Raw genomic sequence first — 24,430 nt, forward strand, 5'->3', positions numbered from 1 at the left:
GAGCGGGCCGATCGGCGCGCCTTTGACAGGCGACGCCAATCGGCCCCGTTTAGTCTGCTTGTATAGTCTTCTGCTTATTCCTTGGCTTCAGCCGAAGGTGATGGCTCGCTGGAGTCAGCAGGGTCAGCCGAAGCTTCCGGCTTCAGTGTATTGGTGATTTTTGCTTTTGTGCGAAGCTCATCAATCCAGCTTTGCGAGATACCGCTAACCTTTTGACCTACCAGGTAGGTGCGGATTGCGGACTTTTTGTCCTCAAAGTTTGGCTCTACGGCTTCTTTGTGGTCCGTTCTTTTAATGATATGAAATCCGTATTGGCTTTGAACGATATCGGACAACTCGCCGTCTTTAAGAGCGAACGCAGCATCCGAAAACTCGGTTACCATATCGGCGCGGTTAAAGAAGTCCAGGTCTCCGCCATTTGCCCCGGAGTTGGTATCCTTCGATTTCGCCTTGGCCGTTTCTGCAAAGTCTGCTCCGGCCTTCAGATCGGCCAAAATAGCTTCGGCCTCATCTTTAGTATCTACAAGAATATGGGAGGCGCGGACTTGCTCTTGGTTTCCGCCCAAGGTAGCTTTATTTTCATCAAAATAGGTTTGGACTTCCTCGTCGGTAACACTGACTTTAGGCTCCAGCACCTTGCGAACGGTTGCATTAAGAACCATGTCCTTGCGCAAATCTTCCATCGTAATGCCGTATTGCGAAAGCAGGCTGTCAAATGCCTCGTCGGTTCCGTAGTTCAGCTTCAGCGCATTGATTTCGTCGGTTACATCCTGATCGGAGACGGTAATATTGGCAGCCTTAGCCTCCTGGTTTACCAGCTCTTCAAGAATGATGCTGTCAAGCACTGCTTCTCCATTGGCTTCAACAAGCTTATCGTACAGCTGATCCTTTGTAATCTTCGTGCCATTGACAGTAGCTACTGAATCGCCTCCGGCTCCGCCGCTGATTCCGTTAAATGGAGGTTTGATTAAAACAACGATCAATGCAATAACCAGCACTGCGGACAACGCGATCCAGCCGGCGCTTCCTTTACGCTTACTTGCTGCGGGAGCTGCAACTGCTGCTGCGGAATAGTGGCCTGGTGCCGCTGCGGCGTCTGACTTTGTTTCTTTCTCTGCGGCTTCTGTCGTATCCGCGTGTTGTTCATTTCCGGCAGGTTCGTCTGTAACGGCTTCGTTTATCCCCTGCTCGTCCCCTTCGTATGTGTATTGATCCTTGTTCGCGTCGTCTAGCTCCGGTTTTTTGGAATTCGACTGCGATTCATTATTGTTCATTCCCAATAAACTCCCTTCAATTTTCCATCTTCAACTACTATATCAAAAGAACGAGAAAAAAACCTTAAACGGAAATAAAAAAACGAGAGGTAGATGTCAACTCTAGTAAGGAATTGGTATACTATTGTTGGAAAATGACAAGATACGACACGTAATCCGTCTTCCTTTACTCTGGAGCGACATGGAGAACGGCAGGATAAGCAGAAGGGAGGCAGCCCCGCTTTAAGGCGTGTCTTAGAGCTCCACAGGCAGCGAGAATGCGGCGAAACAGGCCCTAGAGCGGCTTAAGACATGACCGGTCCGTCCGGGGAAACAAAGATGAACAGCAGTGGAAAGGCCAGAATGTATGGCTTGTTGGCAGCGTGGATTTTGCTGCCGCTTCTCGGGTACTTTGGACTTCGGTATTCTATCTTTGATCTTGAGGTAAAAGCTCCGCATGAGCATTTTTACATCGTAAGCCTGGTGGCCGCACTGGCCGTTGCCGTTGCAATGGCGGTTGGCGTCGTAGCTGTTCGCATCCGCAATATTAAGGTAAGCTTTCTATCGCTTGCCTATGTGTCTCTCGGCGCTTTGTTTATTCTGCACGGGTTGTCGACGCCCGGTTTACTTATCCATCATTACGAGCTAGTGGGCAACACGGCCCAATTAAGCGTTATTTTAGCCTCCTTCTGGTTATGGCTCAGCTCCGTTTCGGCAGATCACAAGCTAATTCGCAAGCTGGCGGAATGGCAGAAATGGCTGCTCCCCGCCTGGTGCGTCATTTTGCTGGTGCTGGCCTGGCAATTATGGATGACACCTGAAATGTTGAACGGGGCTTATTTAAATGAAACCGTACAAGCATGGATAGCGACCGCTGTAATTGTAATCATGAACACAGCAACCATTATCCGAAACCTTGAGACCTACCTGGTATCCCGCTTCCCGCTTCAGCTCGCAATTGTATATAGCACGGGATGGATGCTGGTTGCACAATTGGTTATGGTGACGGGCCAAACCTGGCTGATTAGCTGGTGGCTCTATCATTTCCTGCTGCTGGCCTCCGTTATTGTTATGGTGGGGGGCATTTTCAAGCAATATTTGAGCACAGGCTCGATTGCGGACAGTCTGCGGCTTTTGTTTCGCGCAGATCCCAGAGACTGGATTCAAACCTACATATCGCCGCGCGTCAAAGAATTGATTCATATGACGGAAGCGAAGGATGCCTATACGGCCGGCCACAATTTTCGAGTGACGATGTATGCCATCAAGCTGGGCGAGGAATTGGGGCTTCCCGCTTCCAAGCTGAGAGCGCTGGCGATTGGCGGAATCGTGCACGATATCGGAAAGCTGGACGTGCCGGATGTCATCCTCAACAAGCCGGGAAAGCTGACTGAAGAGGAACGGAGCGTGATCGAGCAGCATCCCGTCTCCGGATATAATTTGTGCAGGGAGCTTGGATTTATGCCGGAGGAGCTTGCCGTTATCCGGTCCCATCACGAGAAATGGGACGGCAAAGGATATCCCGACGGCTTGGCGGGAGAACAAATTCCGCTCGTTGCCCGCATCGCGGCAGTAGCGGACGTATACGACGCTTTGACGTCATCGCGATCCTACCGATCCGCCATGACGCATGAGGAAGCCATGAGCATTCTGGTCAAGGGAAGCGGGCGGCATTTTGATCCTCATTGCATCAAGGCTTGGAAGCGGCTTGTGCGCCAGCAGGGAGATTTCTTTCACAGCGCGCGCCACGGCGGCATCGACATGAAAATAGATACATAAATGAAAGCCCCGGCTACGGAGGAGGAGCATAAGGTGAAAAAAGTATCGCTCAGAACAAAGGGCCTGGTTCTCATCGTATTAATCTCTTTTATCCCTTTGCTGCTGGCGGGGGCCGGCAATTATACGGCGGTTAAAAAAACGATTATGGCCACAGAAAACGACAAGATCAGCAGCAAGCTGTCCAGTCAGGCGGGCAATATCTCCTCCTGGCTGGATATCCGCCGCGCGGAGGTGCTTGTTATGAGCCGTACAAGCGCGGTCCGTTTCGGTACCTCCGAGGAGAGAATCCAATATTTTTCCAGGGAGATGGACCGCAGCGGTTATGCGTACCAGGCCATCGGCTATATCGGCAAAAACGGCCTGGCTGTTCGAAGCGACGGACCGCCTATTAATATGAGGTCGGCCCCCTTCTATAAGGACGCGTTGTCCGGCAAAGTCGTCATTACGGACCCGTATCGCCCTACGGCCTCATTGGTAGAGCAGGCTTTTATCGCCGCGCCTGTATACGGCGTCGGAACGGAAATCATCGGCGTTATGTACGCATCCTTGCCCGCCACATCGCTTAGCCGCTATTTTACGCAGACGGACACCAATTCTATTTTTATCTTTTACAATGACGACGGGCAGGTTTTGTACAGCAACAATACTACCTTTGCCATAGGCTCCTCTATTGCGGGGAACCCAAGGCTGGAGGCCGATTCGGCGGAGATGCTGAAGGCATACCAGGGCCGGGCGGAGTTGGCGGGCGGTTATACCGCTTTTTATGCCAAGGTGGCGGGAACGCCATGGCGCATGGCCCAGCTGGAGCCGATCTCCAATCTGGAGAAAGCGTTATCGCCTATTTTTTGGCGCACGCTGACCACGATCGTTTTATCTGAAGTGATTATTGGCGTATTGTTTTTTCTGTATTTCGAACGGATTATCAAAAGGCTGGAAAGCATTCTCCATGTAACGGAAAAGGCTGCGGCGGGACAATTCAAGGTGCAGCATCTGGATACGTCGCAAGGCGATGAAATCGGCATGCTGGGACATTCCGTCAACGGGATGATGGAGCATCTGCAGGAGATGTTCGACAGGCTGAACGCCATCGTTAATCAGAACCAATACGGCTTTATTGTGCTGAACGAGCAATATCGGGTTATGTATCTGAACCAGGTGGCTGAAAAAATGCTGGGGTACAAGACGCAGGAGCTGTACGGCCACGCAACCCCGTTAATTTTTATGGACATGGATGATATCGAGCTGGAGGCCCGCAAGCTGACAGAGCTTCTTGGGCGGGAAATCCGTCCCGGCATTGGCGTGTTCGAGGAGCTTCGCAAGCAGTCCTTTTCCTATGAGCGGGAATGGACCTTCATTCATAAAGACGGCAAACGCTCGCCAATGCTTATCAGCTCCAACGGGCTGCGCGACGGCAACGGCTCCTTCAGCGGCGTCGTCATCATGGTGCGCGATATTTCCGACCGGCGGCATGTGGAGAAGATGCGGGACCGTCTGCAAAATATCGTCGAATCCGCAAAGGATCTCATCGCTTCTATTGATCACCACGGAAGGGTCATTTACATTAATCGTGCCGGAAAGGAAATGCTGGGCGTAACTGAACTGAGCAAAGAGCCGTTAAAGGTTCATCGGCATTTCGAACGCCAGATGTACGAGCATCTGCTGAAGGGGGCGGCTCAGGCGAGGGAGCTGGGTTATTGGGAAAGCGGTACTCAGCTCCGTAAAACAAACGGCGAATCCCTGTTTGTATCCATCATTGTTGTTGTTCATAAGGAGGAAGCAACAGGGGAGTTTTTCTATTCCTGTATTGCGCGGGATGTTTCGGAGCAAAAGCTGGTTCAGGAGGAGCTGGTTAGAGCGACGCTTGAGGCCGAGGAAGCCAATAAGGCAAAAAGCCGCTTCCTGGCGCTGATGAGCCATGAAATCCGTACGCCGCTCAACGGCATCATTGGACTGACGGGACTGATGCGCAAAACAAATTTGTCTCATATCCAGAGAGACTACCTGGACAAAATGCATGCTTCCTCCGATTCATTGCTGCGCATAATTAATGATGTGCTCGATTTTTCCAAAATCGAGGCGGAAAAAATCGAGGTGGAGCGTTTTCCCTTCCAGCCGGATGAATTGCTTGGCCGGCTTGCCAATCAGCTCAGCGTTTTTCTGGGGGGAAAGGAGCAGTTTGAGCTGATGATCAAAACGCCCAAACGTCTGCCTGTTATGCTGATTGGCGATTCCATGCGTCTGGAGCAGGTTTTGCTGAATCTTTGCATGAACGCGATCAAATTTACCGATCACGGGCATGTGAAGCTGGAGCTGGATGTGACGGATGAAGCCGAGGATTACATTACGGTTTCCTTCCTTATAGAGGATACGGGCATCGGCATGAGCCAGGATCAGGTCGAGCGCCTGTTCAAGCCTTTTACTCAAGCGGACAGCTCCACGACCCGAAAATTTGGCGGGACCGGATTGGGCCTGGTCATCTCTAAAAATCTTGTAGAGCTTATGGGCGGCAGCCTTGAAGTCTCCAGCCATGAAGGAGTAGGCAGCTTGTTCAGCTTTGAGCTGACGTTTGCGGCGGACCCTTACCGTTACGCCGACCATGAAGAGGCTGAAAGCCTCGGTAAGGATCAGACTATCTGGCTGCTGGAGGACGATCATGCCATGCGGGAGCATTGGACCGGCGTGCTGGAGGAAAGCGGCTATGCCGTTATTTCCTTCGGAAGCTGGCATACCGCAATGGATCGGTTAAGACGGAGCGGCAAGGGAGCCAGACCTCAATTTTTGATGGCCGACATGGAGATGCCGGATATGTATGGCACGGATACTTGGCTTTCGATGCATCGCATTGCGGAGGAAGCAGGCGTTCCGGTAATCGCTTATACGACAACCTTTGGCCGGGACGAGCTGATTCAGCTGCCGCAGGAACATCGGCCCTTGTCGATTCTAATCAAGCCGGCTACCCGCTATTCCCTCCTGCGGACATTAAAGGATGCGGTGCAGCAGCCGCCAGTAAGCAAGGAGCAGCCGCAGCTGCCCGCAGCGCCGGAGAAACAAGCCGCTCCTTCGCATGTCAAGCCGTTCAAGGTGCTGCTGGCGGAGGATAATAAAATCAATCAGCTGGTGGCCATCGAGCTGCTGAAGGAATGCGGCTGCGAGGTCAGCGTAGCGGAGAACGGGCAAGCGGCGCTGGATATGCTGGAGCGGGAGCCTTGGGACTTGATCCTGATGGATATCCATATGCCGGTTATGGACGGGACGGAAGCGGTCCGAATCATTCGCTCCAGGCCCGAATTCAAGGATTTGCCCGTTATCGCGGTGACGGCAAATGTTGTTAAAAAGGATCATGAGCAATATTTGAGGCTGGGCATGAATGGAGTTATTACAAAGCCGCTGTCCGTGAAATTGATTCAGGATATGCTGGATTTTTGGCTAGAGCCCGGAACGGTCAGCGAGGAGGGTGCGGGGGACAAGGAGAGCGCCGACCGCCGCTTCCCGAGCGGAAGCGACCGCGTTGCGCCAGAGCGGAAACTTGGCCTGGTTGCCGGTATGGATAGTGAAAGCGCGCTGGAGCGCGTCAATGGCAAGCTTCCTATTTTGCTGCATATGATGGAGCAGTTCCGCATTGATTACGAAAGCTTTATGAACCGGCTAAGGATGATGATTGATCAGAAGGATGAATCTGCCGTGCTGCGCATGCTGCATACGCTTAAGGGAGCCGCGGGATATTTGTCCGCGCGCGAGCTTGTAGCCGCTACGGCGGAGGCGGAAGCGTTTCTTAAGGAAAGCGGGGGAGAAAGCTTTGCGGGGCATTTGCTGCCTCTGGAGAGACTGGAATTCGAGCTGAACCGGTTGCTTGGCGGTCTTAAGGCAGCAAAGACAGAATTCGACAAAAAAATCTAACAATTTTCTAACATTCGGTTGTTCCTGACGTTTGTGTGCGGTATAGTTAACTTATACTCCACAATACCGACAGAAATCTTCAATTCTTAGAGGGTGACGCCAATGTATAAAGTGTTAGTTATTGAAGATGATGTCATGATGAGCAATATGCTGTCCATGTATTTGTCTGAGGAGGGCTACTCTGTCGAGCAGGCGTTTGCCGGCGAGGAGGGACTTCGGCTTGCCGATCAGTTTCATCCCGATCTGGTGCTGCTTGATCTGATTTTGCCCGATATGAACGGAATTGAGGTTTGCAAGGAAATCAGAAGCGTCTCTAATGTGCCTATTATGATTCTTTCCATGAAAAGTGAAGTTTCGGAGCGTGTACAGGCATTAAAGACGGGCGCGGATGATTATTTGTGCAAGCCATTCAGCATGCATGAGCTTACGGCGCGGCTTGAAGCCCTCATTCGCCGTTCCAATGTGACGCACAACGAAACGGCTGCCGCCAAAGCAGAGGCCAGCGCCGTTCCGGAAAGCGTGGACGAGCATATCCAGCTTGATATCGAACGCCGATTGCTGCTTGTACGCGGGCAATGGGTAGAAACAACCTTTTCAGAATATGAGTTGATGAAGCTGTTTTTGACTCATCCCGGAAAAGTATTTAGCAGGGAAGAACTGTTAAATGCGATACGGGGGTTCGATTCTTTTGTGACGGATCGTGCTATTGATGTGCATATCGTTAACCTGCGGAAAAAAATCGAGCAAAATCCCAAGGAGCCTCGTTTGATTCGAACCGTATGGGGCTTCGGCTATAAATATACGGCCCAGTCTGTCACTTAATGTGATTCGGCGCTGTCAGCCGGCGGAAACGCCAATTGGACCCGTCTCTCCCACGAGAGACAGGGTCCTTTTTGTCTCCTCCATTTCTAGCTTCAAGCCATCTTCTTGGTACTGAAAAGCAGACTTTTATTGACAACACTGTTATAACTGTATATATTGGTAATATACAGAATGAACGGAATACACGGAAGAAGGTGACAATTGGCTTGAGAATCATTTTATCCAATACGTCTGATTCGCCCATCTACGAGCAAATCGAACAGCAGATCAAAACGGCGATTATGAAAGGTGAGCTTCAGCCCGAGGAGCCGCTTCCTTCTATTCGCAACCTGGCCAAGGAACTGCAGATTAGCGTGATTACAACCAAACGGGCTTATGATGAGCTGGAGCAAGGCGGATTTATTGTGACGGTAGCGGGTAAGGGCTCCTTCGTTGCGGCAACAAATCCCGAGCTGTACCGGGAAGCGCGAATCAAAATTATTGAGGAAAAGCTGCTGGAGGCTGTGCGTGGAGCCAAATTTATGGACCTGACCCTGAAGGAACTGCAAGAGATGTTGACTCTCTTATATGAGGAGTGACGAGAATGGAGCCAATTCTGGACATTAAAGGACTGAGCAAAGCATACGATGGATTCCAGCTGAAGCCCTTTGATCTAAGGCTGGAGCGGGGCAGCATTATGGGGTTTATCGGGCCTAACGGAGCGGGCAAAAGCACAACGATTCGCGCCATTATGAATCTTGTAAGGAAAGATGGCGGAGATATAAAGATATTTGGATTGGATCATATCCGGCATGAGCAGAAGATCAAGGACAAGATCGGCGTTGTGTTTGATGAGGGGCATTTTTACGAGGATTTGTCCCTGCACGATACAATGAAGTTTATCAGCCGTTTTTACACCCAGTGGGATTCCAGTCAATTTGATCATTATGTCAAGCAGTTTCAATTGCCGCTTAAGAAAAAAATCAAGGAACTGTCCAAAGGGATGAAGATGAAGTTTTCGCTGGCCATTGCGTTGTCCCATCACGCCGAGCTGTTAATTATGGATGAGCCGACGTCGGGGCTTGATCCGCTGGTGCGGAGCGAATTGCTGGATATATTGATGACGGTGATGCAGGATGAGCAAAAAGCGATTTTGCTGTCTACCCATATTACGTCCGATTTGGACAAAATCGCCGACTACATCACGTTGCTTCATAACGGAAGCTTGCTCTTCACCAAGCCGAAGGATGCGCTGGCGGACCAATACGGAGTGGTTAAGGGAGATTTGCGCCAGCTCCCGCTTCTTCAGGAGCTGTGCATCGGCGTGAAGAAAAACAGCTACGGCTTTGAAGCATTGGTCGATGACCGCGCTAGAGTCAAACGGGAGCTGGGGGATGCTGTATTGATCGAAAAGCCGAACCTGGAAGAAATCATGCTTTTTTATACAAGGAGGGAGCTGCATGCTTAATTTGTTAAAAAAGGATTTGCTCCTGCAAAAACGGGTCAGCATGATTTATTTAGTTTTTATTATTTTTTTTCTCGCCTCTTCGCCTTTTGATGAAGCCACCTTGTTAATGGCGGTGCTTGTAGTCACTTATATCGTTACCTTTAACTCCATTGGGCTGGAGGAGAAAAGCGAAGCCGGCGTTTTGCTGAACAGCCTGCCGCTAAAGCGCTCGACTATCGTGTTGAGTAAATATGTCATGGTTTATTTACTTGCTCTATTCGTATTTGCCCTAAAATGGATTATTGGCGCTGTTATGCGGGTAGCGGGGTTTGGCTCCTTAATATAGGACAGTGATTGGTCGCCTGCCTCTATTTTGATGGCGCTGATTGTGGTTACCTTGATGTATGCCTTCAATTTCCCTATTGTGTTTAAATACGGTTATCTAAAATCGCGGTTCATAAGCTCACTCATCTATTTTGTGCTGTTTTTTGGAACAATGGCTCTGGCTGGCAATGAGGGTGCAGCCGTTTGGCTGAAGGAAACCTTCCCTTTCGTGAATGGATTATCTCTGTTGGCGTTCGCCTGGCTGGCTATGATTCCGGTTATACTTATTCTTGGTCTTTCCATCTGGGCTTCGATCGCGTTTTATTCAAGGAGAGAATTGGCTTAAAGCGTAATTTTCACTAACGTTAACCTGTCCCGGCTTATCGCCAGGGCAGGTTTTTTGTCGATTCTCTTGAAAAGTTAGCATAACCTAACAAACATCTAAAAAAGGTTTCGGCATTTTTCTAATAGATTTATGACAGTATAGACTTAATACAACATAGAGCGGCATACAAGCGAGTGGATCAAAGTATGGTTTTCGTAATGGGAAGCGTACTTTTTAAACGACCTTTTAAAAGAAAATCGGAGGGGGAACAGGAATCCATGGAAAGCGCCATTGATGCGCTTGGTCGTATGGGAGCTTGCGTCAAGCTAAATCTTGCGATCAATCACAATCAGGCCACAGGAAAACGGTTGCTCATTGCGCTTATTGATTTGGATCGGTTTTATCGGGTGAACGAAACAAAAGGTACGGAATTTGGCAATTTTGTGCTAAGCGTTGCCAGCAAACGGCTGCGTGATACGGCATCGCATATGTCGGGATCTCCTCAAGCCGTGATGAAAAGAATGGAAGGCAATACCTTTTTGGCGATTGTTCCGGTGGACGAATCGGCTTCTCACCACTTCAGCATGGTCGAGAGGCTGAAAAATGCTGCGGAACGTCCAGTGCAGGACGGCGCCGAGGAGCTGTATCTGACCGCCAGCATCGGTGCAACCGTGTATCCGCAGGACGGCAGGTCCGGAGAGGAGCTGCTTTGCCGCGCGGAGTCGGCGTTGTATCAGGTGAAGGAGCATGGAGGAAACAGAGCGTTATTTTACAATACGGAACATTCCAGCAAGCTTGACCGGAAGCTGATGCTGGAGACGGGTATTCGTCCGGCCTTGGCTACGGGGCAGCTTCATCTTCTCTATCAGCCAATCGTCGCCATGGAGGACGGCGTTCTCAGAGGGTATGAGGCGCTGCTGCGATGGGATCATCCTCAGTTGGGGAGTATCTCCCCCCATGAATTTATTCCAGTTGCGGAGCATAATGGGCTGATTGTGCCAATCGGCGAATGGGTGCTGCGCGAGGCGTGCAGGGTGTTAAGCCATGCTGGAAATCAGGGGCTCGTAATGTCGTTGAATATTTCTACGGTGCAGCTTCTGAGCCCGGGATTCGCAGCGACAGTGCTGAACACGCTGGCGGAATTTCAGATTCCCCCCGCTTCATTAGAGCTTGAAATTACGGAAAGCGTCGTCTGCCGCTCCTTTGAGCTGGCCGTAGCCGTATTAAGCCGTCTGCGGGCTGCAGGCGTTCGGATTGCATTGGACAATTTCGGCGTAGGTTATTCGTCGTATCATACGCTGAGACAGCTTCCTTTTCAATGCTTGAAAATAGACAAGGACTTTGTGAGCCAGATTGATTTGTTAGGCGCAGAGTATCATATCGTGGAATCTGTCGTTAAGCTGACGCGCAAGCTGGGTATGGAGGTAATCGCCAAAGGCGTGGAATACGAAGCGCAGTATCAGCTGCTCAAGGAGTGGGGCTGTCATTTTGTGCAAGGCCATCTGCTCGGTGAGCCTACACCCTTAGAGGTTAAGCACGAGAGTCGCATTGAAAATGGATTTTGTATACAGGCTTGATGAGCAAAGACACGAATAGGAAAGCAGGCATGCCCGGTCCAGGGGGCTGCCTTTTTTATTTTGTTGGGGATATTTTTGTCGCTTTATAGGGGATTGTCGGGTGTTATGACGAGATTTGCAACAAATTTGCAACAGTCCTTCTGGTATATGTTGAGTATATAGTTCAAAGCGACTACAGACATAACCATGGGAGGAATATGAAATGAAGCAAAATGAATCGGGCAAGCGCCATGTTCGAAATCTCTTCAAACGGACGTTGCTTGCCGCGATGGCCATGCTCATCGTTGTCTCCGGACTTGCGCTGACGCCGAAGAGGGTCGATGCAAGCGCAGCTGGCGGCTGGAGCTATAGCGGATTTACCAACAGCCAAATGAACAATATGAGCAGTGCAAGAGTGATCCAAGGAAATAATGGCAAGTCTTACGCCGTCCTGGTGTTTTCAAATAATGCACAATTATATGAATACACAGGGAGTGGAAGGTGGACGTACACTGTTGGTTGGAATACAGAAGGAAACAATCGCACCTTTTCGGGGGTTGATGTTGTTGTCGAGGATGGTTATATCTATGGCGCAACCTACACCTATAATTCCCAAACTACCCAGGATCGTCAAATAAACGTGTACAAATACAACCTGCTTGCGAGAACGCAAACGAAGCTGGGAAATTCAATTCCCGGTTATTATTTGAATGAGTTGTACCAGTTGATTGTGAATAATGGCGAGGTTATTCTGCTTGATACGTATGGCCAAAACAGCAGGGAAAGCCGCTATAACAGCTCTACAAACAGCTGGAGTACCGTGCAGATGACCAGTCTAACATCTGCTCCTATTGTAACTGGTGAAAGAATTATAAATGCTGGCGTGTTGAATGGAACAGCCTATGCGGTGTATTACAGGACCAATGGTGCAAATCTGCCTTCCTATCAGTTTTTTATGCTGGAGGACGGGCTCTGGCAGAAAAAAATGCTGGAGGAGGAAGGGTCAGGTATTCCCAACAGCGGCAACTACCGTTTGATCTCGTTATCGCAATTTGATGAAAAATTATATGCAACCGTTACTGACGGCGGCGTTCTCTCTCTTTATCAATATGACGGAACAGTATGGGAGCAGGTCGGAGGAAGTCTGGTCAAGGAAAATGCCAGCTTTTTTGTAAATAACGGTGAGATTTATAGCACTTACATGGATAGAATCTCTTCAGTAAGAAGAATTGTGGCAGCTCGCTGGACAGGCAGCGCTTGGGTAGAGCTTCCGCTTGGCCCTGTTCAGCCAAGCGGCAATCCTATTCCTAGATTATATTCAAGCAATGGAGAGCTTCATTTATCGATACTAAACACCAGTTCCAGCGCCACATACGTTTTGTATGACTATACGCTTGACGAAAAGCCGCCTGTAGCCGTTGCCTTCAGTCCCTCCCCGGGTGCAGCCGGCGTTCCAGTGGATACGGACCTGACTATACAGTTTAATGAAATGGTCACACGAGGATCGGCGAAAATTGATATTGTCCGGCAGGAGGATGGGGAAATTGTTGAAACCTTCACCGGGAACGATCTGCCTTCGACGGCATTCCAAAGTGTGACGCTTAATCCTGTCAAAAATCTGGATTATGAAACGAGTTATGAAGTCCATATTTCTCCAGGAACAGTGATTGATGGCGTGAGTCTTCCCTATGAGGGCATCAGCGATGACAGCTGGAGCTTTACGACGGGAACGCTGGCTGGCCCGCTGCTTGCGGCAGCCTATAATCCGGCCAACAACAAGCAGGATCAGCCTGTTGACGCCGCTCTTAGCCTTTCATTCAACAAAAATGTACAAGCAGTTGCAGGAAAAGCAATAAAAATTGTGACAGCAAACGGAACTCCTGTTTATTCATTTGATGCAGGGGATACCTCTAACATATCCGTTTCGGGAAAAACCGCAACGATAAATGTCGACACGTTGGCCTATAACAGCGCTTATTATGTCACGATTGAAGCGGGGGCCTTTGTTGACGCCGCGGGAACGGCATTTGCAGGCATTAGCGCAGCAAATGTATGGGGCTTCAGAACAGAACTGGAGCCGGCGGCCAAGCCTTCCGCGAATCCATCATCGGGCGAGCTGCAAAAAGGCGGCAAAGTAGCCCTGTCAACGACAACGGATGGAGCTTCGATTTATTATACGACCGATGGCAGCGATCCTGCCGAAAGCGGCTTATTGTATTCAACGCCAATTGTTGTGCGTGAGGCAGCAACGATTCTGGCCATTGCCAGAAAAAGCGGCATGAAGGATAGTGCAGCCATGTCGGAAGCTTATACCATTGCGCCGCTATCGCCTGCGCCGGCTTTTGATCCGGGCTTTGACCCTGAGCCGGGAAATAATCCCGGCGATACGGAGGTTACCGGTCCTTCGGCTGGAGCGAGCAATAAGCTGATGGTGGTTGTTTCCAGCACGCGAATTGCCACGCCGAGCCTTGGAGATGCCGCACCGTCCAATCCAACGATTGATCCATACGTGTCCGGTCATCCGATACCTGGCGTTGATCCCGTTGTGAACCGCTATATCGGCATCTACGAGATTGACGGGGACGGCGGAGTGGTACGTTTCCAGCTCATTGTTCTTGAGTTCGAGGATGTTACTCCTAAACCAGCGCCTGGCTTCGAGCCAGTTTTTGACCCAAGGCCTGGCGATAATCCCGGTGACACGGAGATTCCGGGTCCTTCTGCCGGAGCAGGCAACAAGCTGGTTGCTGTAGTATCCAGTCGCATCATTCCAACACCGGACATGGGTGATGACGGTCCTGCTAGTCCAACGATTGATCCTTATATAGCGGGCGATGCGATTTCTGGAGCAGACCCTGTTGTGTATCGGTATATTGGCCTTTATGAGGTGAATGGAGACGGCAAGGTTGTCCGCTTTCAGCTTATTGTGCTTGATGCGGAGGACGTGAACCCGGAACCGACGGAATTCCCTGTTCCTGTGCCGACACCGTATCCTCTATGCTATCCGATGCCGGGTCCTAAACCTGGAGAGGCTGAAATAATGATACCGGAGCTGATTGCAGGGCATAAACATGTTGTCGTTGTAGCTAACCGGATGATTGAAACTCCGAATGTAGGAGACAGCGGTCCATCCAATCCGACCATTGATCCATATGTTTCGGGAGATCCGATTCCGGGCGTTGATTCTATTGTGTACCGTTATATCGGCCTATATGAATTAAATGCCAACGGCAAGGTCGTATCCTTTCAATTGATTGTGCTGGGGGATGCAGACGTTAATCCGAATCCAGACCCCGGACCAGTGCCGGGCTTCCAGCCGAAGCCTCGTCCCGAGCCTGGAGCAGAACCGGACACAACGGTTTTCCCTGCGCCTGTTCCTGTTGAGCCTGGCAACCGCGCTGTAGTGAAGGTGTCCAGCTCAGCGATTCCAACTCCGCTGATCGGAGATGACTTCACGCCGGAAGCGGGGATGCTTGACCCGTACACCGGCGGAGATATTCCGGGTGTTGATCCGGCGGTCAACCGTTTCATCGGGATTTATGAAGTAAACGGCAATGGTAAAATCGTGAAGTTTACGCTTATTGTTTTGAACCCTGACGAAATCAAGGACGACGATGATGGCGGCGGTGGAACCGGCGGCGAAGAGCAAGGCGTACCTGGCTTTGTACCGGCGCCGCTGCCAGGGCCGGGTACGGACCCAGGCACCACAAATGTGCCTGTTCCTTCAGTGAACCCAGACAATCGTATGCTGGTGAAGGTGTCGAATGAAGTAATTGCCACGCCGCGTACCGGGGAAGCTGCACCGGCAGGGGATGGCGTTATCGACCCGTATGCGGGCGGAGATATTCCTGGCGTAGACCCTGTGGTTAACCGCTATATCGGCATTTACGAAGTGGACGCTAGCGACACGGTGATCCGTTTTACGCTTATCGTGCTTAACCCTGATGAAGTTCGGAAGGGGAATAGCGGAGGGGGAGAGGAAGTGCCTGCCCCTGTGTTTAACCCGCCATTTGCACCGCACCCGGGAGACAACCCTGGCGAAACAAAGCTGTCGGGTCCTGACGCAGGAGCTGGCAATAAGCTGGTAGCGGTTGTGTCGGATACTGTTATTGCTACTCCGAATATTGGCGACAACGGGCCTGCCAATCCGACGATTGATCCTTATGTTGCGGGAGAACCTATTCCCGGTGTGGACCCAGCGGGCAAACGATACATCGGTATTTATGAATTGGATGGAGACGGCAAGGTGGTTGCTTTCCAACTGATCGTGCTGGAGGACGGCGATGTCAAACCGTACCCGACACCTGATCCAGTGCCGGGCTTCCAGCCGAAGCCGCGTCCCGAGCCTGGAGCAGATCCGGACACAACGGTTTTCCCTGTGCCCGTTCCTGTTGAACTTGGCAACCGCGCAGTGGTGAAGGTGTCCAGCGCAGCTATTCCAACTCCGCTGATCGGAGATGACTTCACTCCGGAAGCGGGCATGCTTGATCCGTACACCGGCGGAGATATTCCGGGCGTTGATCCGGCGGTTAATCGCTTCATCGGGATTTATGAAGTAAACGGCAATGGTAAAATCATGAAGTTTACGCTTATTGTTTTGAACCCGGATGAGATTAAGGGTGACAATGACGGCGGAGGAGGAAACGGAGGCGAAGAGGAAGGCGTACCGGGCTTTGTACCGGCGCCGCTGCCAGGGCCGGGTACGGACCCAGGCACCACAAATGTGCCTGTTCCTTCAGTGAGCCCAGACAATCGTGTGCTGGTGAAGGTGTCGAATGAAGTAATTGCCACGCCGCGTACCGGGGAAGCTGCACCGGCAGGGGATGGCGTTATCGACCCGTATGCGGGCGGAGATATTCCTGGCGTAGACCCTGTGGTTAACCGCTATATCGGCATTTACGAGGTGGACGCTAGCGACACGGTAATCCGTTTTACGCTTATCGTGCTTAACCCTGATGAAATTCGGAAGGGGAATAGCGGAGGGGGAGAGGAAGTGCCTGCCCCTGTGTTTAACCCGCCATTTGCACCGCACCCGGGAGACAACCCGGGCGAAACGAAGCTGTCGGGTCCTGACGCAGGAGCTGGAAACAAGCTGGTAGCGGTTGTGTCGGATACTGTTATTGCTACTCCGAATATTGGCGACAACGGGCCTGCCAATCCGACGATTGATCCTTATGTTGCGGGAGAACCTATTCCTGGTGTGGATTCTGTTAAAAATCGCTACATCGGCGTGTACGAGCTGGATTCCGAGGGGAAAGTAGTGGCTTTCCAACTGATAGAGCTTAAAGCTGAAGATATCTCTTCTGACTCTGACGATCTGCAGAAGGACCTGGATCAGCTTGCCATTGTGTATAGCGCAGGGGACTATGCAGAGCATGTGACGCAAGCTATGTATTTCCCTCGCAAGGGAGCATCGGGGCATACAACCGTGGAATGGACGTCTTCAATTCCCGCTAATGTCAGCGCAACGGGACGGGTAGTCCGCCCTGAGGCCAATCAGGCTGATGCGGTGGTTACGTTGACAGCAATCATCACCGATACGCGTACCGGAGAAACGTTAACCAAGATATTTGTTGTCCAGGTTCTCAAAATGGCCGGAAATGACGAAGAGGATGTGAAGGAAGCCGGAAAGCATCTGACGATCGACACGGCATTTTCCTTTGCGCCGGGCGACACTTGGGAAAGTGTAACAACCAGATTCCTGATGCTCACTGAAGGATTAAACGGTACGTCTATTAGATGGACCTCCTCTAAAGCTAACGTTATTACGGTTTCCAGCGAAGGAGAGGAAGCGAAGGGGAATGTGACACGTCCTGAAAAACGGGATGAGCATGTTATTTTGACAGCAACCATCTCCAAAGGTAATGCTTCCATCACCAAAACATTCCTGATGGTGGTTAAAAATTTGAGCGTCTCCAAAGAGGAAGCCGCTACACGGCAGGTTTCCGGTCGCCAAGCGACTCTTACCTCTGTACCTGAGGGCAGCGAAAATGTGGAGCGAAGCACCATATATCGAACAACGCTTAGCGATGGCACCGAAATCGACACCATTATTGTCGGCGCCGCTTCGATGAAGGCACTGACGGAGTCGATGAATCCGCTGGCGCCGGAGGCTGAACGGACAGTTGTTATTGAAATCCGCCAGGCTGCTGCCGGCAATAAAGCTGATGAATTTGCCGTTGAGCTGTCCTATGAAGCGATACAGGCGCTTGCGGACAGAAACGGAAAGCTGGAAATTGCAACGGATGAAGGCTCGGTTATTTTGTCGAGTGAAGCGATACGGAATAGCGGTTCGTCCGCTTCCGATTTGTTCTTCCGCATTGTGCCGGTTAAGGAGGCTACCGAGCAATCAGAGGCTCAGGCTAAGCTGGGGGCCGATCGCCTTGTTGTTCAGGCCGCTAGCGGTAAAAGAATCGTTTCACGCGAAATTCCGAGAAAAATTGAAACGAATTTTACGGGTTATGCAACAACGATTGAACTCCCGCTTAGCGGAATGAGCGAATGGTCGGCAGCAGAGAAGGCAAGCTTCTTGAAAAATCCGTTTGTTTACATCGAGCATAGCGACAATACAACGGAGTTTAAATCGGCAATCATTGTGTACCAGGATGCTGTGCCGGTTGCCGTCTCCTTTGAAATTAACAAGTTTAGCCGATTCCAGCTTGTTGGTTTTGCAGATCAGGCAGCTTCAGACGGCGGCAGCGGCAACGGACCAATCGTGATTAAGCCAGAGGCTGAAGTTATCCTTAACGGCACCAAGATTCCGGGCGTTGTGACGGTGGTCAAAACAACAAACGGAAATGACGCCACTGCCAAAATCAGCCTGGATAACGAAAAGGTCGGTTCCGAGCTGGATAAAGCCGGAGAAGCCAGCAATGTCATCATCAGCTACCCTCACAGCGGCGAAAATGTCGAGCTGTCGCTGAACGCGGAGCTGCTGTCCAGGATGGCGAATAAAGGAACAACGGTTGTTATAGAGACGCAAGACTTCAGCTACACGCTTCCAGCTTCCGGTGTTAATCTCGGAGCTATACGGAATACTCTTGGCAGCTCTGCGGCCTTGAAGGACATTGCGGTTCAGATTAAGCTATCACGGGTAGATTCTACAGCATTGGAGCAATATCGCAAGCTGATCAAGGATAACGGTGCGGAGTTGGTCGGCGTTCCAGTTGAGGTCAAGCTTACGTTTACTTTCAACGGGAAGGAAACCGATGCGGGTAAGCTGGGTCAATACGGAAAACTTCGGATCAAGCTGCCGGGCAACGGGGGCAATAAGCCGATAACGACAGGCATTTATATGGATCGCCATGACAAAATGGCCCATACGCCAACCTATGTAGAAGTCGTGGACGGTGTCTACTACGCTACAGTGAACAGCTTTTACGACGGTGTATTCCCGCTCATCTACAACGTTGTTGAAATGGGCGACGTAGAAGGACATTGGAGCAAGACGCATGTCAATGACGCGGCATCCCGGCTTGTGGTTAACGGCACAGGCGGAGATTTATTTACGCCAGGCCGCCAGGTCAGCCGTGCTGAATTTGCCGCCATGCTGACAAGAGCATTAGGCTTGAAGCATGAAGAAGGCCTGCCGGCATTTGACGATGTTGCTTCAAATCGCTGGTATTATGAAGGCGTGAGCACTGCGTCAGCTTATGGATTGATTGAAGGCTACGGCGATGGAAGCTTCCGTCCGGAGGCATCCATCACCAGGGAGCAGGCGATGGTTATGATCGCGCGCGCCATGAGGCTGGCTGGTTTCACGCTGGCAGAGGAGACAGCTGGGACTGAAGCGCTGCTTGCTCCTTTTGCAGATATGCAGCTTCTGTCGAATTGGGCCAAGCAGGCTGCCGGAGAAACGGTGCAAGCAGGTATCGTATCCGGCCGCTCGGACAATCGTCTTGCTCCAAAAGAAGAGATTACTAGAGCGGAAGCAGCCGCGATGGCCCGGAGATTGCTAATTCAGGCGGGATTGATTGAAGCGTGATTACGGGTCCGCCTGGCTTGCCATGGCAAGTACGGCAAGCAAAGCAAGCTAATGAGTGTCTTTCAGTAGCAAGCAGGTGATAAGCTATGGAGCAAATCCCTTATGTTCGATGCAATGTCGAATGTAAGGGATTTTTATTTTGACTGGAATGAAAAAACGCTTGCCTATCCCATTGGCTGATGCCAGAGAGATAAAGCAAGCGATATAGAGACAAGGCTGCACCAAGTCTTGATGTTTGTTCTTAGCTGACCTCCAGATAAAGCTTTGTTCCGTCATTGTATTGGAAGATGGCGACATCGCGTACCATTTCTACGGATTTGATTCTTTTCCACTTTTTCCGGAACGAAAAATCAAGTTCCATCTCGTACAATTTATGATGAAGCAATTCAACTGATGCTGTTCCTTCTTGCTTGAAATAAACCGGAACGGAGCGATCTTTGAAGGTTATAATTCGCATCATGGCAACATCACCTCCGACTTTGTTTTCCTTATTATAGCGGGAACATTTTAGCACCTTATGAAGCACTCGTCAGGATATTGTTTACTTTACTTATACTTTCCTAACAAATTATTTCCCGAAAAAACAGGTGGAAAAGTCGGGTAAGAATGGCGCTGCAAATAATGATTAACTACTTAATCATTATTGGGAAATAAGTATCTTTTCTATACTAAACCTGCCATGGGGTTTTTAAACATGTCGTATTTTTATTGGATAAAATGACCATTTAATACGAAGTACAATATGGCAATAGCGGCAAGATGGGCGGGATAAAAGCTTCGCCAGAGCATTCTTGGTATTTTGACTTTATCCAATCCCCTCAAAAACTCAGGCGCGTAAACGAGCAGCAGAGTCGGGAAAAGACTGAAAAACTGAAGCGTCCAGCCGCCGCTCGTATATAGCCATGCGGCAATATTTAGCAGCAAATGCATTAAAGCCATAAGCTCCACGCCCGCATAGCGGTAAATAAGCACAAGAAGAAGTGCGTAGGCGCCGTAATCAAAGGGGATAACTTCCATAAATAAGGTCAGACCCGCGAGCAGCAAAACCTGCAGCACAAATTTGCCCCGAAGGCGGTCTGTCAGCACAAGAGCCAGGAGACAAACAAACAACGTGCCAATCGCATTAACTTCGCTGGTATCAAATGCATACATGTAGGGGAGCTGCGAGATGAGCGCAAGAGCGCCTACGCGAATCATATATTTATTGATATCGCGCGTCCGTTTGTAGCCGATAACGATGGAGTAAGCATACAGGGGCAAAGCGATTCGTCCGATAATGCGCCATACAGCATCATTCGGAAACCAGACATACCCGACGTGGTCAATCAGCATGGTAATCATGGCCAAAAGCTGCATACAATCCCTCAATCCAATCTTTTTAACCAAGTATAGCACAGGCGAGGGGGGAGCACGAAAACCCCGAAGCGCGGTGTAGGCGTCCGAGGTTGAGGGTGCTTGGAGAGCTGGCGGCCATCCGTGAGGCTATCGTAGTTTCTTCTTTACTTTGAGGGGAATATCGCTATAACCCTGCATTTTGTTTAAGACGCTTCGCAATTTCCATAAAATCCTCCTGAGAAATTCCAGGGGCAAATTCCTCTGGCAATTCTTCAAGGTCGGGAATCGGCGCGCCTTCGGGCGCACCCTGAATAACCTCTAGCTTGGCGCCGGTTAGCGGATTTTGTCCGTTCCAGATCAAGGCAATATCCCGATAGTCCTCGGGGCTAAATGTATACAGCTTATTGCCAAGACCCATCGCTTCAAATTTGCGGGCGGTTTCAAAATGCTCATTGCTAAGATTGGGGATGGGTATCATCTTTTTCATATCCACGCCTGTTGCAACCTCCAGCGCTTTGGCATAAGCCAAAACATGCACGCCGCCTCGTACAAGGAGATAGCCAATCATTGCTCTTGCAGTGGGATGGTCCGTCATTTCGTACACCCGCATTTTGTGCGTGCGCGCGCCGCATTCCAGAAAAAAATTATGAAGCAGGTCCAGCACCAGGTTGCCGCTGCTGAATACATTGTCGCCGGTCCAGGCCCGCCCCATGGAGTCGCCGGGCAGCGAGGTTTGTGCGGTTGCGATGAAAAAATAGCTGTTGCGTTTGTCGAGGCCAGGGCGCAGAGGGGTGGAATCGGGATCACCGGGACTGGTCGTTCCCGTCAGCACCATATTGATCGTATTGGACACAAGCTCTACGTGCCCAAGCTCCTCCGCGGTAATGCTGGATACCAGGTCGTAGAAGGGCTTGAGCTTTTTTTTGCCGCGAAAATTAAAGGATTGATATAAGTAGTTGTTGAGGGTTGACATTTCGCCGAACTTTCCTCCAAGCAATTCCTGAACCGCGGCAGCGGCGTTGGCGTCTGCATAAGGCGAAGGCGGCAATTCAACCTGCAGCCTGTTTTTTCTTAAAAACATAATTATATCCCCGCTTTCGTTTCCAATTGCGCCATAAAGCAACCGGGAAGAAATTGTTTATTTATGCCTATGCGAAAGCGCAGGAATTCATGCAATGGCTTTGAAAAGGGAGAGGCTGGAAATTAATTGCCGTTTTGCCTATTTTGATGTGAAAAAAATCATTGCGATGCTCGATTTCTCTATAATTCTCTGTCTTGCGCGTACCGATAATAAAGATGTAATTCATTAAACAAGGGGCATAGAGGGGATGGGTACAATGAAAAAATGGCTGCTGACCATTTTAGCTGCCGCACTTATCGCTTCGGGATCAATAATCCCGGTTTTGGCGAAGAGTTCAGCCGATTTTGCGGATTTGAAGGATTTGGACGCAGCTACAAAAGCAAAGTTTGACGCAATGATAAATGCGGGAATTTTTGATGGAGTCTCCGATACCACTTTTGGGTTGAAGGATGAGATGAACCGCGCCCAATTTGCCAAGGTTGCAGCGCTGATTTTTGGCCTTCAAGTGGATGCCAATGTCAAAACATCAAGCTTCAGCGATGTTAAAGCTGATGACACTGCTAATGGCTATGCGCTTCCGTTTATTGAAGCCGTCAAAAAAGCTGGCATCACCAACGGAGTGGGCGACGGCAAGTTTAATCCGGCAGGTACGGTGACCAAGGAACAGCTTGCCACATTTTTTGTCAGAGGACTTGGCGTAGAAGACAAGGTGTCCTCTACTCCTGGTTTAAACGACTCCACGGTTTCCGATTGGGCAAAAGGTTATGTCGCTCTTGCACTGGAGCTGAAGTTGCTTCAGGGCAATGCCGATGGACAATTCGGAGGCAAAACAAACGCTACCCGCGATTTGCTGGTAATGGGAGCCTATGAGGCCAAAGCCGTCTATGAGACTCAAGCATCGGCGTCGCCAACGCCGTCGGCAACCCCAACGGTATCGCCATCGCCAACGGCAACCCCGACGGCAACCTCGACAAGCACACCTGTACCGACCCCAGCGCCAACAAGCGCTCCTGTTTCGACTCAGACGCCGACGAGCACGCCGGTTTCGACGCCAACAAGCACTCCTGTATGGACACCAACAGGAACCGCAGTGACAACGCCGACGCCAACAGCAACTGAAACGTCGTCGCCAATGCCTTCATCAACGGCTACAGATAGCCCGGAGCCAACTACAAGCCCGACCAGCACGTCTCCATCTGAACTGGAGGCAGAGACAGCTCGTGTGCTGAATTTTATGCCGGAGAGCGGTTATTTGACCATTGCTTTTCATAGCGATTTAAATTCGGAATATGCAAGTTCCAATGTCGTGATAACAGAGTTTATTCGTTCAATTCAGGTCATATCTACTGACTCAACAACAACGGAAATCTCTTTAACAAATCAAACGGGATACTATTGGGATAGTGCTTCCTCCGAGCCTGTTGTAGGCATACACGGGCTGCATTCGGAGCAGCCTTTTGAGAATGGGCAAACCATTCGCGTTATTTTTAAGGAAATGTCCAATCAGGCAGGAGGACAATTGATTTCGGATGGCAGCTGGATTGATTTCCAAGTTGTAATCAATTCAACTCCGCCTACTGATTATCCAGGCACTCCTGGAACTTACCCGCCCATACCTGGCACACCGCCCTATGAAATACCATAATGGACATTATGCTGATTCTTACTACGATTAAGTCAGGATCTCCCAGTTAGGTAACTAAGTTTTTGGAAACGAACGATTCATTCAACCGCATTTCCTCTGGGAAATGCGGTTTTTTGCTATATCGTCACTAACAAACAATGATGTTGCATTTAGTTTATTTTTGATTTATAATTTTATCAAATGATATATAAATATATCAAAATATTTTGTATTAGTTGCCAGACCAGTCACCAGTCAGCGGTCACTTAGCCTGGCCGTCAGATATGGCTAGGACCTGCTGGTCATCGTTGACCGTTACAGCCCCAAATAGCCAAATTCAACAAAACACAAACAACAGAGACAAGGAGTGATGGAGATGGAGAACATTTACATTGAACGGGCAGATCGCACAACATTGGCGGGGAGCAGGCTCAATCGCATGGCGCTTGGCCGCATGGCCTATGCTCTTGCAGGCACCAGGGAAGAGAACGTCGTGGAGCAAACGCTGGGAAAGCTTTGGCAGGGAGAAAGCAACCGATTCAGTCATGCCTATGCTCATGAAGCGAAACTTGGAGGAAAAACGCTAGGAATGGTCACCTGTTACCCCATCACTTTGGCTAACCGCCTGGCATGGCCAACCTTTAAAAAGCTGCTGTCCGCTCGCAATTGGGGACTGATCGGCTACCATCTGCTTCATCCCGCAGAAGCCTTTTCGCTCCTTACGTTAAAAGAAGGGCATGAGGATGAATTCCATATTGGAACATTGGCCACCATGCCGGAGAGCAGAGGACTTGGAGTTGGCTCGCTGCTGATCAATCACGCTGAACAAATCGCCCGGAAGCAGGGCTACAGTAAAAGCTCCTTAACCGTTGTTCGCGATAATCACGGGGCATTCAAGCTTTATGAAAAGCTGGGGTACCGCGTAACGGGCGAAATCAATAAACCAACCTTGTCGATGTTCAGAATGGTCAAAAGCCTCGTTTGATAGAAGTGGGGGAAATGCCCCAAAATAAAGCAGTAGCAGCCT

At 50.2% G+C, this 24,430-nt stretch carries 13 protein-coding genes and 1 pseudogene; 10 read left to right on the top strand and 4 right to left on the bottom strand.

What is annotated here, in order from left to right; translation table 11 throughout:
* Nucleotides 1-74: 74 nt before the first annotated feature.
* The gene (locus A7K91_RS24955) at nucleotides 75-1,274 is read right to left on the bottom strand and encodes a foldase protein PrsA (protein WP_068687198.1); all 1,200 of its coding nucleotides are present in this window, start codon (nucleotides 1,272-1,274) and stop codon (nucleotides 75-77) included.
* 318 nt (nucleotides 1,275-1,592) lie between these two features.
* Here A7K91_RS24955 and A7K91_RS24960 point away from each other — a divergent pair, with 318 nt between their 5' ends.
* From A7K91_RS24960 to A7K91_RS25000, 8 genes and pseudogenes are all read left to right on the top strand, one after another.
* Entirely contained in the window at nucleotides 1,593-3,032 is a 1,440-nt protein-coding gene (locus A7K91_RS24960) for an HD-GYP domain-containing protein (protein ID WP_068687386.1), read from the top strand.
* Nucleotides 3,033-3,065: 33 nt separating this feature from the next.
* A complete protein-coding gene (locus tag A7K91_RS24965; RefSeq protein ID WP_169833451.1) occupies nucleotides 3,066-6,929 on the top strand; it encodes a response regulator in 3,864 nt (1,287 codons plus the stop codon).
* Nucleotides 6,930-7,031: 102 nt separating this feature from the next.
* A complete protein-coding gene (locus A7K91_RS24970; RefSeq protein ID WP_068687200.1) occupies nucleotides 7,032-7,751 on the top strand; it encodes a response regulator transcription factor in 720 nt (239 codons plus the stop codon).
* 206 nt (nucleotides 7,752-7,957) lie between these two features.
* Nucleotides 7,958-8,329 (top strand): GntR family transcriptional regulator, encoded by a 372-nt coding sequence (locus A7K91_RS24975; RefSeq protein ID WP_068687201.1) that lies wholly within the window; start codon nucleotides 7,958-7,960, stop codon nucleotides 8,327-8,329.
* 5 nt (nucleotides 8,330-8,334) lie between these two features.
* Nucleotides 8,335-9,198 carry an ABC transporter ATP-binding protein gene (locus A7K91_RS24980; RefSeq protein ID WP_068687202.1) on the top strand — a complete coding sequence of 288 codons (864 nt, stop codon included), beginning with the start codon at nucleotides 8,335-8,337 and terminating at the stop codon, nucleotides 9,196-9,198.
* Nucleotides 9,191-9,847: pseudogene (locus A7K91_RS27200) on the top strand (ABC-2 transporter permease). Before A7K91_RS24980 ends, A7K91_RS27200 begins: the two are co-directional and overlap by 8 nt.
* Nucleotides 9,848-10,104: 257 nt before the next feature.
* The gene (locus A7K91_RS24995; protein WP_068687205.1) at nucleotides 10,105-11,403 is read left to right on the top strand and encodes a putative bifunctional diguanylate cyclase/phosphodiesterase; all 1,299 of its coding nucleotides are present in this window, start codon (nucleotides 10,105-10,107) and stop codon (nucleotides 11,401-11,403) included.
* Nucleotides 11,404-11,605: 202 nt separating this feature from the next.
* Nucleotides 11,606-19,363: an immunoglobulin-like domain-containing protein gene (locus A7K91_RS25000; RefSeq protein WP_068687206.1), complete on the top strand. Its 7,758-nt coding sequence runs from the start codon at nucleotides 11,606-11,608 to the stop codon at nucleotides 19,361-19,363.
* A gap of 241 nt (nucleotides 19,364-19,604) precedes the next feature.
* Here A7K91_RS25000 and A7K91_RS25005 read toward each other — a convergent pair whose 3' ends face one another.
* From A7K91_RS25005 to A7K91_RS25015, 3 genes are all read right to left on the bottom strand, one after another.
* Nucleotides 19,605-19,823 (bottom strand): hypothetical protein, encoded by a 219-nt coding sequence (locus A7K91_RS25005; protein WP_068687207.1) that lies wholly within the window; start codon nucleotides 19,821-19,823, stop codon nucleotides 19,605-19,607.
* A 245-nt stretch (nucleotides 19,824-20,068) separates the two neighbouring features.
* Nucleotides 20,069-20,719: a TraX family protein gene (locus tag A7K91_RS25010; RefSeq protein WP_068687208.1), complete on the bottom strand. Its 651-nt coding sequence runs from the start codon at nucleotides 20,717-20,719 to the stop codon at nucleotides 20,069-20,071.
* Nucleotides 20,720-20,882: 163 nt separating this feature from the next.
* Nucleotides 20,883-21,779, bottom strand: a complete 897-nt coding sequence (locus A7K91_RS25015) for a manganese catalase family protein (RefSeq protein WP_068687209.1) — start codon at nucleotides 21,777-21,779, stop codon at nucleotides 20,883-20,885.
* 256 nt (nucleotides 21,780-22,035) lie between these two features.
* Between A7K91_RS25015 and A7K91_RS26905 the strand changes: the two genes are divergently transcribed.
* Both A7K91_RS26905 and A7K91_RS25025 read left to right on the top strand, forming a co-directional pair.
* Nucleotides 22,036-23,424 carry an S-layer homology domain-containing protein gene (locus A7K91_RS26905; protein ID WP_068687210.1) on the top strand — a complete coding sequence of 463 codons (1,389 nt, stop codon included), beginning with the start codon at nucleotides 22,036-22,038 and terminating at the stop codon, nucleotides 23,422-23,424.
* A gap of 355 nt (nucleotides 23,425-23,779) precedes the next feature.
* On the top strand, nucleotides 23,780-24,388 hold the full coding sequence (locus tag A7K91_RS25025) for a GNAT family N-acetyltransferase (RefSeq protein WP_068687211.1): 609 nt from the start codon (nucleotides 23,780-23,782) through the stop codon (nucleotides 24,386-24,388).
* The last annotated feature ends 42 nt before the right edge of the window (nucleotides 24,389-24,430 follow it).

It is taken from the genome of Paenibacillus oryzae (assembly GCF_001675045.1).
Taxonomy (GTDB): Bacteria; Bacillota; Bacilli; order Paenibacillales; family Paenibacillaceae; genus Pristimantibacillus; species Pristimantibacillus oryzae.

Bases quoted from the DNA above. Each gene is read 5' to 3' on its own strand.
- A7K91_RS24955 (WP_068687198.1), bottom strand. From the start codon at position 1,274: ATGAACAATAATGAATCGCAGTCGAATTCCAAAAAACCGGAGCTAGAC.
- A7K91_RS24960 (WP_068687386.1), top strand. From the start codon at position 1,593: ATGAACAGCAGTGGAAAGGCCAGAATGTATGGCTTGTTGGCAGCGTGG.
- A7K91_RS24970 (WP_068687200.1), top strand. From the start codon at position 7,032: ATGTATAAAGTGTTAGTTATTGAAGATGATGTCATGATGAGCAATATG.
- A7K91_RS24980 (WP_068687202.1), top strand. From the start codon at position 8,335: ATGGAGCCAATTCTGGACATTAAAGGACTGAGCAAAGCATACGATGGA.
- A7K91_RS24995 (WP_068687205.1), top strand. From the start codon at position 10,105: ATGGAAAGCGCCATTGATGCGCTTGGTCGTATGGGAGCTTGCGTCAAG.
- A7K91_RS25000 (WP_068687206.1), top strand. From the start codon at position 11,606: ATGAAGCAAAATGAATCGGGCAAGCGCCATGTTCGAAATCTCTTCAAA.
- A7K91_RS25005 (WP_068687207.1), bottom strand. From the start codon at position 19,823: ATGATGCGAATTATAACCTTCAAAGATCGCTCCGTTCCGGTTTATTTC.
- A7K91_RS25010 (WP_068687208.1), bottom strand. From the start codon at position 20,719: ATGCAGCTTTTGGCCATGATTACCATGCTGATTGACCACGTCGGGTAT.
- A7K91_RS25015 (WP_068687209.1), bottom strand. From the start codon at position 21,779: ATGTTTTTAAGAAAAAACAGGCTGCAGGTTGAATTGCCGCCTTCGCCT.
- A7K91_RS26905 (WP_068687210.1), top strand. From the start codon at position 22,036: ATGAAAAAATGGCTGCTGACCATTTTAGCTGCCGCACTTATCGCTTCG.
- A7K91_RS25025 (WP_068687211.1), top strand. From the start codon at position 23,780: ATGGAGAACATTTACATTGAACGGGCAGATCGCACAACATTGGCGGGG.